This window comes from Micromonospora sp. NPDC047753, from assembly GCF_040642735.1.
Classification (GTDB): Bacteria; Actinomycetota; Actinomycetes; order Mycobacteriales; family Micromonosporaceae; genus Micromonospora.
The window spans coordinates 1-12,499 of the sequence record NZ_JBEYSL010000173.1 but is presented as its reverse complement, the minus strand read 5'-3'; the positions used below and the strand labels follow the sequence as shown (position 1 = coordinate 12,499).

Below are 12,499 nucleotides of genomic sequence, written 5' to 3'. Positions count from 1 at the left end.
AGCGCGACGCTTCAGATGCCCAACGGCAAGACCAGCAAGTCGTTCACTGTGACGAACACCGGCGGCGCGCCGGTCGAGGTCAAGTTCGGTGAGCGGGACAACGGGTTCGAACTCCTGCGGGCGGACGGCTCCACTGTCACCCGGCAGCAGGTGCTCGGGTCCAGCGGCGCGCCGGAGCAGCGGCTCACCGTACCGACGTCGTTCGCCGCCAAGGCGTCCGGCAAGGAGGCCAAGGCGGCTGCCGCGGCGGCGGGCCCGCAGGCGGCGCCGTGGACCGACATCGCCAACTACCCGGCCACGATCATGGACAACCGGGTGGTGAACCTGGACGGCAAGGTGTATTCGATCGGTGGTGGCGACGGTGAGGCCTCCACCACCAAGAACTACGCCTACGACCCGGCCGCGCAGACCTGGACGGCGATCGCCGACCTTCCCGGCGCGCGTAACGCGGTGACCGCGGGCGTGGTGAACGGCAAGATCATCGTCAGCGGTGGCTGGGGCGACTCCGGCCCGGACTCCGCCACCTGGTCGTACGACCCGGCGGCCAACACCTGGACGGAACTGGCCGACAACCCGGCACCGCGGGCCGCAGCCGGTCAGGCCGTCGTCGACGGCAAGCTGTACGCGGTCGGTGGCTGCACGACGGCGGCCTGTCTGCCGATGTCGAACAGCGTCGTCCGGTACGACCCGACCGGTGACACCTGGGAGACGATGGCCAACTACCCGAAGTCGGTGGCCTTCGCCTCCTGCGGCGGGATCGACGGCGTCCTCTACTGCACCGGCGGCAACGACGGATCCGCCGCACAGAAGTCCAGCTACGCCTTCGACCCGGGTGCCAACACCTGGACCGCCGTCGCCGACGCGCCGGCCGACAACTGGGCCAGCTCGTACGCCGTCGCCAGCGGCAAGCTCCTCGTCGTCGGCGGCTCGCAGGGCGGGGCCATCAGCAACGCCGGCTTCGCCTTCGACCCGGCGGCCGGTTCGTGGTCCAACCTGCCCAACGCCAACACCGCGCGGTACCGCGGCGGCGCGGCGTGCGGCTTCTACAAGATCGGCGGCTCGTCCGGCAGCTTCAACGCGGCCCCGGACAGCGAGGTGCTCCCGGGCTTCGAGGGATGCTCCGAGTCGGCGGCCGACGTCAGCTGGATGACCATCGACAAGTCGGCGGTCACCCTCGCGCCGGGTGCGAAGGTCACCGTCACCGTCGGTCTGACGGCGAACGTGGACCAGCCGGGCACCTACTCCGGTGCGGTCGCGATCTCCGAGAACACCCCGTACTCGGTGGCACCGGTCGCGGTGACCATGACCGCGAACCCCCCGAAGACCTGGGGCAAGCTCATGGGTACGGTCACCGGCACCAGCTGCCAGGGTGCGACCTCGCCGCTCACCGGCGCGGTCGTGCAGGTCGACTCGTGGGCGGCGTCGTACACCTTCGCCACCGACGCCGAGGGCAAGTACGCCTACTGGGTGGACCGCCGCAACAACCCGCTCACGATGATCGTGGCCAAGGACGGCTGGAAGCCGCAGACCCGTCAGACCAGGATCGACACCGCCACCCCGACGGTGGAGAACTTCGGGTTGGCGCCCATCAGGTGCTGACGCCTGAGCACTAGCCGAAGAAGTCCGGCCCGCCTGGTCCCCGACCAGGCGGGCCGGACCGCGCCCGGGGTGATCAGACGGGCGCGAGCCGGAAGCCGACGCCGCGTACCGAGTGGATCGTCGCCGCGGCGTTGAGACTGGCGAGCTTGCCGCGCACCCGGCGGACCACCGAGTGGATGTCGGAGCCCCGGCCGAGGTGCCGGTTGCCCCAGACCTCGAGGTGCAGGCGCTCGTAGGTCCAGACCTGACCGGGCGCGTGCACCAGGCAGAGCAGGACGTCGTGCTCCAGCCGGGTCAGGTCGATCTCCTGGTCGCGCCAGCGCAGCACCCGGCGGTCGGAGTCGACGGCCAGATCCGGTGGCGGTGGCTGTGGGCTCGGCGTCACCTCGGCGAGCGCCGCGGTGGTCGGGGGAGCCGGGGCGGCAGGCGCCTCGACCACCCCGAGAAAGTCTCGTGCCTGGTCGACTGTCGAGACGATCAGGAAGGCGTCACTGCCGCCGAGCAGCCGGGCCAGATGTCGCCGCTCGGCCGGCGAGGATGCGATGCCGATGACCAGGCTGGCCGCTGGAGTTCCCTGCATTTGCCAACACCTTCCGGTTCCCCAACTCACTCCGGATGGATTTTTCGCACCGCCGACCGAAACATCGATCGGCGTCCTGACCCTAGTGGTGGCTGATCTCGGCTGGGTAAAACATAGTTGCATGCAAGCATGTGAATCCCATCGAGCCGTCCAGGTCCACCCGGGCCACACCGCCGACGATCCGCTTCTCCGGAAGCGGTGGGGGTGGTTGTGACAGAACCAAGACAATCCGAGGACGGGGTACGGACCTGCCGAGGCGAGCATGGTCGCCATGTCCATCGGATCGTTGTACTCCGTCGGGCGGTCGACGCCCGGTCCGGCGCGACCGCTGCCCCACGCCCGCGCCGCGGTTCCCCTGGGGCTTCGGTTGCTCGCGGCGGCGCTGTCCGGTCTGGTTGCCCTGACCCTCACCGCCGCCGCCTTCGTGCGGACGTACCCCGGGCAGTGGCTGGACGGGGTTCTCCTGCCGCGCGCCGAGCGGGGCGGAGGCTACGAGCAGCAGACCGTGCTGGTGGGCCCGGCCAAGACCGTGCTGGCCACCTTCGGCAGCCCGACCCTCATCGCGGCCCTGCTCGGTGTGGTGCTGCTGGTGGGTGTGCTCCGCCGGCGGCTGGTGGCGGGTGTCGCCGGTGTGGGCATCGTCGTCTGCGCGGTGCTGCTGGCCGGCGCGGTGAAATCGGAGCTGGCCCGCCCGGATCTGGAGGTCCTGAGCTCCACCACCCACAACAGCTTCCCCAGCGGCCATGTCGCGGCGGCGACCGCCCTGCTGCTGGCGTTCATGCTGGTTCTGCCCGGGTGGGCCCGGCGCTGGCTGGCGGCGCCGGGCGGGGCCGGGGTCTCGGTGATCGCCGCCGCCACGATGATCGCGGGCTGGCACCGGTTCAGCGACGTGCTCGGTGGCGTACTGCTGGGGGTGACCCTGTTCTGCCTGGCCTCGGCAGCGTTGGCGACCTGGTCCGGCGACCGCGACACGACAGGCGGTACGGACGGCGGCAGCCTCTGGCGCAGGCTGGCCGAGGCGGTGGTCGGGCTGGTCGTGCTGGTCTGGGCGCTGCTGGTGGTCGTGCCCGGTCTGGCCGCCTCGGTGCAGCGCGGCTTGTTGATCGCCATCGTGGCCGCTGCCGCGGCGACGATGGCGCTGGTGGGGGCGGTGGTGTTCCTGGTGCGGTCGACGGGTTTCGCGGTGCCGCTCACCCCGCGGAGCCCTCCGCAGCCACCGTCGACGACCGAAACCCGAAAGATCTCATGATGGGATACTTGCCGACATGTCCCAGGTGCTGTTGATCGAAGACCACCAGACGGTGCGCGACGGACTGCAGTTGGCGCTCACCCGACAGGGCCACACCGTGCACGCGGTGGGCACCGGTGAGCAGGGGTTGGAGCGGCTGCGCACGACCCCGTCCGACGTCGTGGTCCTCGATCTCATGCTGCCCGGGATGGACGGGTTCGAGGTCTGCCGCCGGATCCGGCAGCTCGGCGACCTGCCGATCATCATGCTCACCGCCCGCAACGACGACATGGACGTGGTCGCGGGCCTGGAGGCCGGCGCCGACGACTACGTGGTCAAGCCCGTGCAGGCCCGGGTACTGGAGGCCCGCATCCGCGCGGTGCTGCGACGGACCGGTGGCGACTCGCGGCGTGGCGGCGACCGGACCGCCCTGGAACAGCACGGTGAGTTGACTATCGACCGGGCCGCGCTGGTGGTCAGCAAGGACGGAACGCCGGTCAGCCTCGCCCCGACGGAGCTGCGGCTGCTGCTCGAACTCTCGCACACGCCGGGCCAGGTGCTCAGCCGCCAGCAGCTGCTGGAGGCCGTCTGGGAGCACGGGTATCTCGGCGACTCGCGACTCGTGGACGCGTGCGTCCAGCGGGTACGCGCCAAGATCGAGGCCGACTCGTCGGCGCCGGTCTTCATCCAGACGGTGCGTGGTTTCGGATACCGGTTCGGGCCGCTGTGACGCTGTGGCGCCGGGCCGGCGCGTGGGTCTCGGGTCTACGGGTCCGGCTCCTCCTGGCGTTCGCGCTGCTGGGCGTGACCACGACGGTGGCGGTGGCCGGTGGCAGCTACTTCCAGGCTCGGACCGTCGTCCTGCAGCAGGCGCAGGACGCCGCAGTGATGTCGCTGACCGATCAGCTCACCAAGGTCTACCCGATCGTTCAGCTGCCGCCGACCCAGGACGACCTCGAACTGTTGGCCCAGCGCCTCAGCGACCGGGAGAGCTTCGCGGTGGTCGTCTACCGGGACATGCGGGCGCAGGGCGGCTCCGACCTCGCCGACCCGCTCACCCCCGAGCTGCGGCAGAAGGTCCGTGACGGTCGCATCGCCTGGCAGCGGGTCTCACTCGACGGAGAACCCGCACTGCTCATCGGTACCCAGTTGGCACTCGACCGCCCGGACGGCACGTCCCGCCCGTCCGGGCTGGAGGTCTACTCGGTGCGCAATCTCGTGCCCGAGCAGCAGAGCATCGACCGGCTCGCCAACAGGGCCTGGCTGACCGGCGGGTTGTCCCTGGTCCTCGCCGTCCTGCTGGCCCTGCTGTCCGCCCGCGGAGTCCTGCGACCCGTCCGCGACCTCAGCCGAGCGGCGCGCCGCCTCGGTGAGGGCGACCTGAGCACCCGGTTGACGGTCCGGGGCGCCGACGAACTGGCGGATGTGGCACGGACCTTCAACGACACAGCCGGCACGCTGGAGCGGCAGGTCGGCGAGCTGCGGCGGTTGGAATCCGACGCCCGCCGCTTCGTGGCCGACGTCTCGCACGAACTCCGGACGCCGCTGGCCGCGATGACGGCGGTCACCGACGTGCTCGACGAGGAGGCCGAACACCTTCCCGGGGACGCGGGCCGGGCCGCCCGGCTGGTCAGCCAGGAGACGCAGAACCTCACCCAACTGGTCAACGACCTCATCGAGATCAGCAGGTTCGACTCCGGCACCGCGCGGCTCGCCCTGGACGACGTGGACGTGGCCGCGGCGGTCACCGCGACCCTGCGGATCCGCGGCTGGCTGGACCGGGTACGAACGGATCTGCCACCCGGCATCGTGGCCCGACTCGACCCCCGCCGACTGGACGTCATCGTCGCCAACCTGGTCGGCAACGCCTTCCGGCACGGTGCCGAGCCGGTGTCGGTGCGACTCGGCGCCGACCCGGACTGGGTCACCATCGAGGTGGCCGACCGGGGGCCCGGACTGGACCCGGAGGTGCTGCCACACGTCTTCGACCGCCTCTACAAGGCCGACACCGCGCGAACCCGCTCCGAGGGCAGCGGCCTCGGTCTCGCCATCTCCTGGGAGAACGCGCGCCTGCACCGCCACGGGGAGCGACGGGGGAGTCTCGTCGCGGGCAACGGCACCCACGGCGGCGCGGTGTTCACCCTCCGCCTGCCCCGCGAAACGGCCGACACCGGAGGTGCCCGGTGACCGGCCGACGGACGGGCCGCGCGATGCTCGTCGGCGGCCTGCTTCTGACGCTGGTCGCGGCGGGCTGCGGGGTACGACCCAGCACTGTCATCACCGGTCGCCCGCCGGTCAGCGGCTCCGCCCAGGGTGCCTGGCTCTACCTGCTCGCGCGGGGCGAACTGGTGCTGGTCCTCCGCCCGGTCAACACGGCCCCGCCGCCCGCCGCCGCGCTCTCGCTGCTCGCGGCCGGTCCCCAGGCGGACGAACGTGCCCAGGGTTTCACCAGCGACGTTCCGGCGGGCCTGGACCCGGTCACGGTGACGGCGGGAACCGGTCGGACCGGTGGCCTCACGGTCCGGGCGGACATCGCCGCGCGGGCGTTGTCGGAGCAGGCGGTCGACCAGATCATCTGCACGACGGTCGCCGCCGCGGCGCAGGTCAGCGCGGCGACCACCGCCACCACCGTCACCATCGTCGGGTCGGACGGCGACCGAGGGCCTCGGGCGTGCTCGATCAGGTGACCGAACGCCGACTCACACCAGGTGGTCGACCGCGCGTTGCGGCCGGGGCAACCCGCTGTGGTGGCCGTGGTCCTGGTCGGCCAGCGCGCCGGCGATCAGGATGTCGATCAGGGCGGCGAAGCCGATGCCGGCCTGCTGCCAGATCTGCGGGAACTGGGACGCGGCGGTGAAACCGGGGAACGTGTTGACCTCGTTCACGATGGGCTCGGGTGACCCCTCGGTGGGCAGGAAGAAGTCGACCCGCAGCAGCCCACGGCAGTCGAGGGCCTGGAAGGCGCGAATCGCCCGGTCCTGAAGCACCTCGGTGGTCGCCGCGTCGAGCGGGGCGGGAATCTGGAAGGTCGCCCCGCCGTCGTACTTCGCGTCGTAGTCGAAGAAGCCGGCGCCGGTCACCCGGATCTCCAGCGGCGGACCGGCCTGCACCCGGCCGTCCGGGTGCTGGAGGACGGCCACGTCGATCTCGCGTCCCCGCGCCCCCTGCTCGACGAGCACCTTCGGGTCGACCTGGCGGGCCTGCTCCAGCGCGGCGGGAACTCCCGCCCAGTCGTCCACCCTGACGACGCCCAGGCTCGACCCGGCACGGGCCGGCTTGACAAAGACCGGCAGCTCCAGCCGACGCTGGTCCTCGGCCGACAGGGCCTCACCGGGACGCAGGGTCACCCCCGGGCTGACCCGCAGACCCTCCGCCGCGAGGAGCCGCTTGGTGACCCCCTTGTCCATGCCAGCGGCGCTGGCGAAGACGCCGTTGCCGACGTACGGCACGCCGAGCCACTCCAGCAGCGACGACACGATGCCGTCCTCGCCGTACGGGCCGTGCAGGGCCGGGAACACCACGTCCTGGGCGCGCAGGACACGCAACGCCGCGGGCAGGGGCGTCGGTCGACCGCCGACGTGCCACCCGCCGTCGCGGTCGATGAGCACCTCGGTGACCTGGTACCGCTCACGGTCCAGGTGGGCGAGGATGCTCGCCGCCGAACGGCAGGACACGTCGTGCTCGCCGCTCTGCCCGCCGTACAGCACTGCCAGTCGGGTTGTCATGAGTTCCGTGCCCTTCCATGGAGGTGCTCGCGGGCCACCCGGGCCCCGATGCCGGTCAAGATCTCGTGTGGGTTCGTGTCCGCCCAGCGGGCCCACTCGACGACCGTCGGAGGGTGCTGGTCGCCCTCGGCCGGGCCGAACACCACGACCGGGTCGCCGATCATCACGGGAAGATCCCCGGCGTCGACAACGCACTGGTCCATGGCGATGCGCCCGACGATCGGGCACCGCCGGCCGGCGAGCCACACCGAGGCGCTGCCACCCGCGGCCCGGGGCAGCCCGTCGGCGTAGCCGAGCGGCAGCAGCGCCAGCGTGGTCGGTGTGCCGGTCACATGGTCGGGCCCGTAGGAGACGCCCGTGCCGGCCGGCACCCGCTTGACGTTGACCACGCTCGTCCGCAGAGTCATCGCGGGGTGCAGCCCGAACTCACCCGGACCGCTCACGCCGAACGGGTCCACGCCGTAGAGGGCGATCCCGATCCGGCAGAGGTCGAACCGGGTCCGCGGTGCGGAGAGCGCGGCGGCCGAATTGGCCAGGTGGACGAGATCAGGGTCCAGGCCAGCCGACCGTGCGGTCCGCAGCGCCTCCTCGAAGATCGCCACCTGACGGGTGAGCGCCGGGGCGCCCGGCAGATCGGCGTCGGCGAGATGGGACCACACCCCGCGCACCCGGATCCCGCCCTCTCGTTCGTACTTGCGGGCCCAACCGACCAACTCGGGCCAGTCGTCCCCGGCGGCCCCGTTGCGGGACAACCCGGTGTCCGCCTTGAGCTGCACCATCGCCGGTGCGCCGAGCAGGCGGGCCGCGTCGGCGACGGCGTGCAGGTGCGTCGTCGTGGACACGCCGACGTCGACGCCGCTCTTGATCAAGATACCGAAGTCGTCATCCGGACCGTGCAGCCAGCTCAACGTGGGCGCTGTCACACCCGCCTCGCGCAGGGTCAGCGCCTCGGCCGTCGAGGTCACTCCCAGCCAGGAGGCGCCGGCGCGCAGTGCGGCCCGGGCCACCTGCACCGCCCCGTGGCCGAACCCGTCGGCCTTCACCACTGCCATCAGTCCGGTGCCGGCGACCGACGCGATCGTCCGCACGTTGCTGGCGATCGCGTCCAGGTCGACCAGAGCTTCGGCGAGGGCGCTCATCCGGCCGTCTCCACCGTGCGCCTGCCGGGCAGCGCGAACAGCCAGCCCGCGCGGACCGCCAGCAGCCGGCGGTGAACGGCCAGGCTCAGACCGATCACCAACCCGCTCAGCAGAATCGGATAACCGAGCACGATCAAGCCCTGAGCGGACCCACCCAGCCCGGAAACCGGTACGAGCAACAGCCGGTGCAGCAGGGCCAGGACCGGCATGTGAATGACGTAGATCGGCAGGGTGATGCGGCCGAGCCTAGCCAGCGGTTCGCTGAGCGCCGACCACCGCGACAGCCGGGCAGCGGCGGTTATGCCGAAGATCACTGCCACCACCGAGACCGCCGGCCATACTCCGAACCACTGCTGGGCGCCGGTCACCGCCATCGCGGCAAGCGCCAGGACGTAGCCACCCGAGGTCAGCAACAGCCGGCGGCGGCTGGCGGTGGCGGCCCACTGCTGGATCTGCGGCCGCAGGTACAGGCCGGCGAGGAAGAAGACCAGGTTCTGGTAGAGGCCGGCGCGGTTACCCGGGGTGTCGAGCAGGCCGGCGGCAGCGACGGCGGACAACGCGGCGGCGGGCACCAGGACCAGCGCCCGGGGCACCCGGCTGGTCGCCTTGGCGATCGTGAAGTACAGCGCCAGGGCGTACAGGTACCAGAGGTTGGACGGCGTGACGGTGAGCTGCTCCAGCAGGCCGAGCGCCGAAGTGGCGCGGTCGGTCGGCAGTTCCGGCGCGGCGGCGAGGACCACGGTGTGGATCAGCAGCCAGACGGCGTAGAGGTAGAGGAACCCGACGATCCGGCTGCGGGCGACGACCCGCCACGGCCGCTGGACGGCGTTCGCCGCGAAGACGCCCGAGATGGTGAAGAACAGCGGCATCCGCAGTGGCAGGAACTGCTCACCCAGCGTTCCCCAGAAGCCCGGCACCGGTACGCCGACGTGCCAGTCGACCTGGAGGTAGTCCTTCACGACGACGTGCCACAGGACGACGAGGACGATGCAGACGCCCTTCGCGGCGTCCGCCCACTGCGCCCGGTGTGATCCGGCGGCGGCGGGTGCGGAGGCACTGGCGGGTCCGGTCCGTTGGCGGTGGCGAGACCGGACGCGCGTCGCGTCGGGCTCCAGTTCGGCGGGCCGGGACCTGGTGGGCTGTGGGATCACGCACCGAAAGCTGCCAGCCGGATATCCGCACGTGATCCACGAAATGTCATGATCCGGTAATGGACGGCGCAGGACCCGATCCGTGGGCGGTTCCGAGCCGCCCCCGGCGGACGTCGGACGGCACTAGGCTCGTTGCGGAGGTGCCGACCATGAAGCTCGGACTGCACTACTGGAACTACTCGATCCCGGCCGACCCGGCGGCGATCGCGCCGACCCTGGCGCAGGCGGCGACAGTCGCGGAGCAGGCCGGGGTCGCGTCGTTCACGGTGATGGACCACTTCTTCCAGATGGACGCGGTGTTCGCGGCCGAGGAGCCGATGCTGGAGGCGTACACCACTCTTGGCTACGTCGCGGCCATGACCCAGCGGATGACACTGGGCGTACTGGTCACCGGCGTGATGTACCGCTACCCGGGGTTGCTCGCCAAGACCGTGACGACCCTCGACGTGCTCTCCGGCGGTCGGGCCCGCCTCGGCATCGGCGCCTCCTGGTACGAGCGGGAGCAGCTCGGACTGGGTGTGCCGGTCGTCCCGGTGGCCGAGCGGTTCGAGCGGTTGGAGGAGACGTTGCGCGTCTGTCTTCAGATGTGGAGTGCCGACGACGGCCCGTTCAACGGGCAGCACTACCAGCTCGCCGAGACCATCAACTCGCCACAGCCGTTGAGCCGTCCGCGTCCGCCCATCATGATCGGTGGTGGCGGCGAGAAGAAGACCCTGCTGCTGGTGGCCCGGTACGCCGACGCCTGCAACCTGTTCGGCCGCGGCGGCATCGACGACATCGCCCGCAAGCTGGACGTGTTGCGCGGGCACTGCGCCGCCGAGGGCCGCGACTACGACACCATCGAGAAGACGGTGGTCGCCTCCCAGGCGCCGCTGGACGACACCGACGCGTTCCTCGCCGAGGTGTCCGCGTACGCGGCGCTCGGGGTGAGCGAGGTGCAGGTGACGCCGGATCGGGACCCGGTCGAGTTCGCCCGGCGGCTCGGCGACGAGGTGCTGCCCCGGTTGGCCGACATCGGCTGATTCGCCTCGCCGATGCCGGCGGGGACGAACCGGACCCCATGCGATGGTTGGACTCGCCGAGGGCCGTCCTCCCGGTGGTACGGAGGACGGCCCTCGTCGGTGGTGGGGTCAGGCGACCGCTGCGGGGAACCGCTCCCAGACCCGGTGCGCGGCCATCAACTGCTGCACCGCGGTCAGCGCCTCGGCACCCGAGCCTGCCGCCACGACGCCCGGGGTGCCGGCGACGCCGGCCTGCTCCAGCACTGTGACGCCGGCACCCCAGGCGCCGATCGCCTTGGCGTGCCGCCAGCACTCCTCGACGAGCAGCAGCACGCGGGGGTCCACGGTCGCCGGGCCCGGCGTGCCCGCCTTGGCGTCGCGGGCGGGCAGGGCATCCGGTGCGGGTGTCGGCGCTCCGGCCAGCAGGACCGCGTCGAACTCGACCGACCGGCCGGTGGCGAAGGTGCGCTGCACCGGCAGGTCGCCCACCATGCCGCCGTGCGGGGCGATCAGCAGCGGCACCATGCCGGCGTCGAACACGGCCCGGCGGACCTCGTCGACGCCGTCCAGGTCACCGGCGGGGTCGACGACGATTCCGACGGTCCGGCCGTCACTCGGCCACTCCCGACCGACCTGCGACAGCGCCGGGCTGGGCGTGACGTCGGGGAGGGCGACGGTCGGTTGGGGTGCGGGCAGGCCCAGGCCGGTGGCGACCTGCTCGCACAGCACCGGGTCGATGTTGGCGAGGCTCTGCAGCTGGCGCTCCTTGATCGCCTGGTGGTAGCACTTGCCCAGCTCGAAGGTGTACGCCCGGATGATGTGTTCCCTCTCGACCGGCGACATGCTCAGCCAGAACAGGCGGACCTGGCTGTAGTGGTCGTCGAACGAGGCCGGGTTCGCGCGTACCTTCGGTGCCTGCGCGACGGTGACCGGCACGTCGACGAAGGCGTGCTCGGCGTCCCCGGCGGGGAACGGGTTGCCGCCGTCGAGCGAGTTCGGCCGGTACGGTGCGACGCCGGCGTGCACGGCGTGCTGGTGGAAGCCGTCGCGCAGCATGTCGTTCACGGCGGCGTGCGGGCGGTTGATCGGGATCTGCGTGAAGTTCGGCCCGCCCAGCCGGGTGAGCTGCGTGTCGAGGTACGAGAAGAGCCGGCCCTGCAACAGCGGGTCGTTGGTGACGTCGATGCCCGGGGGCAGGTGACCGAGGTGGAAGGCGACCTGTTCGGTCTCGGCGAAGAAGTTCGTCGGCGTCCGGTTGAGCACCAGCCGCCCGATGGGCTGCACCTCGGCCAGTTCCTCTGGCACGATCTTCGTCGGGTCGAGCAGGTCGATGTCGGCGAAGGTCTCCTCGGGAGTGTCCGGGAAGACCTGGATGCCCAGCTCCCATTCGGGATACGCGCCGGCCTCGATGGCGTCGTAGAGGTCGCGTCGGTGGAAGTCCGGGTCGATGCCGCCGAGCAGCTGGGCCTCCTCCCAGGTCAGCGAGTGCACGCCCAGCTTCGGCTTCCAGTGGAACTTGGCCAGCACCGTCTCCCCGGCCTCGTTGACGAGGCGGAAGGTGTGCACGCCGAAGCCCTCCATCGTCCGGTACGAACGCGGAATGCCCCGGTCGGACATGTTCCAGATGGTGTGGTGCTGCGCCTCGGTGTGCAGGGACACGAAGTCCCAGAAGGTGTCGTGGGCGCTCTGCGCCTGCGGGATCTCCCGGTCGGGGTGCGGCTTGCCGGCGTGGATGATGTCCGGGAACTTGATCGCGTCCTGGATGAAGAAGACCGGCATGTTGTTGCCGACCAGGTCGAAGGTGCCCTCGTCGGTGTAGAACTTCGTGGCGAAGCCACGGGTGTCGCGGACCGTGTCGGCCGAACCCCGCGAACCGAGCACAGTGGAGAACCTGACGAAGACGTCGGTCTCCCGGCCCTTCTTGAGGAAGCCGGCACGGGTGACCGCCTCGGCGGTGCCGTACGCGGTGAACACCCCGTGCGCGCCGGCGCCGCGGGCGTGCACCACACGCTCCGGAATGCGCTCGTGGTCGAAGTGCGTGATCTTCTCGCGTAGGTGGTGGTCCTGGAGGAGCAC

Annotated in this window: 11 protein-coding genes; 6 read left to right on the top strand and 5 right to left on the bottom strand. The window is 71.3% G+C overall.

The annotated features are described in order from the left end of the window. The coding region (locus tag ABZ749_RS16695; protein ID WP_357228543.1) for a kelch repeat-containing protein at positions 1 to 1,599 on the top strand (1,599 nt) is incomplete at its 5' end. Between the two features lie 73 nt (positions 1,600 to 1,672). Here ABZ749_RS16695 and ABZ749_RS16690 read toward each other — a convergent pair. Continuing rightward, a complete protein-coding gene (locus ABZ749_RS16690; protein WP_355006572.1) occupies positions 1,673 to 2,179 on the bottom strand; it encodes a winged helix-turn-helix domain-containing protein in 507 nt (168 codons plus the stop codon). Between the two features lie 271 nt (positions 2,180 to 2,450). On the opposite strand from ABZ749_RS16690, the gene ABZ749_RS16685 reads away from it, so the two are divergent. From ABZ749_RS16685 to ABZ749_RS16670, 4 genes are read left to right on the top strand one after another with little or no spacing between them, the layout of a single operon-like run. Beyond that, positions 2,451 to 3,428, top strand: coding sequence for a phosphatase PAP2 family protein (locus tag ABZ749_RS16685; RefSeq protein WP_357228540.1), 978 nt, complete (start codon positions 2,451 to 2,453; stop codon positions 3,426 to 3,428). Between the two features lie 16 nt (positions 3,429 to 3,444). Beyond that, positions 3,445 to 4,137, top strand: a complete 693-nt coding sequence (locus tag ABZ749_RS16680) for a response regulator transcription factor (RefSeq protein ID WP_357228537.1) — start codon at positions 3,445 to 3,447, stop codon at positions 4,135 to 4,137. Continuing rightward, on the top strand, positions 4,134 to 5,594 hold the full coding sequence (locus ABZ749_RS16675) for a HAMP domain-containing sensor histidine kinase (protein ID WP_357228534.1): 1,461 nt from the start codon (positions 4,134 to 4,136) through the stop codon (positions 5,592 to 5,594). Before ABZ749_RS16680 ends, ABZ749_RS16675 begins: the two co-directional genes overlap by 4 nt. Beyond that, a complete protein-coding gene (locus tag ABZ749_RS16670) occupies positions 5,591 to 6,094 on the top strand; it encodes a hypothetical protein (protein WP_357228531.1) in 504 nt (167 codons plus the stop codon). Before ABZ749_RS16675 ends, ABZ749_RS16670 begins: the two co-directional genes overlap by 4 nt. Positions 6,095 to 6,106: 12 nt before the next feature. Here ABZ749_RS16670 and ABZ749_RS16665 read toward each other — a convergent pair whose 3' ends face one another. Genes ABZ749_RS16665 through ABZ749_RS16655 form a run of 3 tightly spaced genes read right to left on the bottom strand, consistent with a single transcriptional unit; the run spans position 6,107 to position 9,422 of the window. After that, positions 6,107 to 7,132 carry a D-alanine--D-alanine ligase family protein gene (locus ABZ749_RS16665; protein ID WP_357228528.1) on the bottom strand — a complete coding sequence of 342 codons (1,026 nt, stop codon included), beginning with the start codon at positions 7,130 to 7,132 and terminating at the stop codon, positions 6,107 to 6,109. After that, positions 7,129 to 8,271 carry an alanine racemase gene (gene alr, locus ABZ749_RS16660; RefSeq protein WP_357228526.1) on the bottom strand — a complete coding sequence of 381 codons (1,143 nt, stop codon included), beginning with the start codon at positions 8,269 to 8,271 and terminating at the stop codon, positions 7,129 to 7,131. The genes ABZ749_RS16665 and alr overlap by 4 nt, the downstream gene beginning before the upstream one ends. Beyond that, positions 8,268 to 9,422 carry an acyltransferase gene (locus ABZ749_RS16655; RefSeq protein ID WP_357228523.1) on the bottom strand — a complete coding sequence of 385 codons (1,155 nt, stop codon included), beginning with the start codon at positions 9,420 to 9,422 and terminating at the stop codon, positions 8,268 to 8,270. The genes alr and ABZ749_RS16655 overlap by 4 nt, the downstream gene beginning before the upstream one ends. A 149-nt stretch (positions 9,423 to 9,571) precedes the next feature. Between ABZ749_RS16655 and ABZ749_RS16650 the strand changes: the two genes are divergently transcribed. Then, positions 9,572 to 10,444 (top strand): LLM class F420-dependent oxidoreductase, encoded by an 873-nt coding sequence (locus ABZ749_RS16650; protein WP_357228520.1) that lies wholly within the window; start codon positions 9,572 to 9,574, stop codon positions 10,442 to 10,444. Between the two features lie 108 nt (positions 10,445 to 10,552). Here ABZ749_RS16650 and ABZ749_RS16645 read toward each other — a convergent pair. Next, positions 10,553 to 12,499 (bottom strand): catalase (locus ABZ749_RS16645; RefSeq protein ID WP_357228517.1); only part of this gene is annotated, 1,947 nt, incomplete at its 5' end.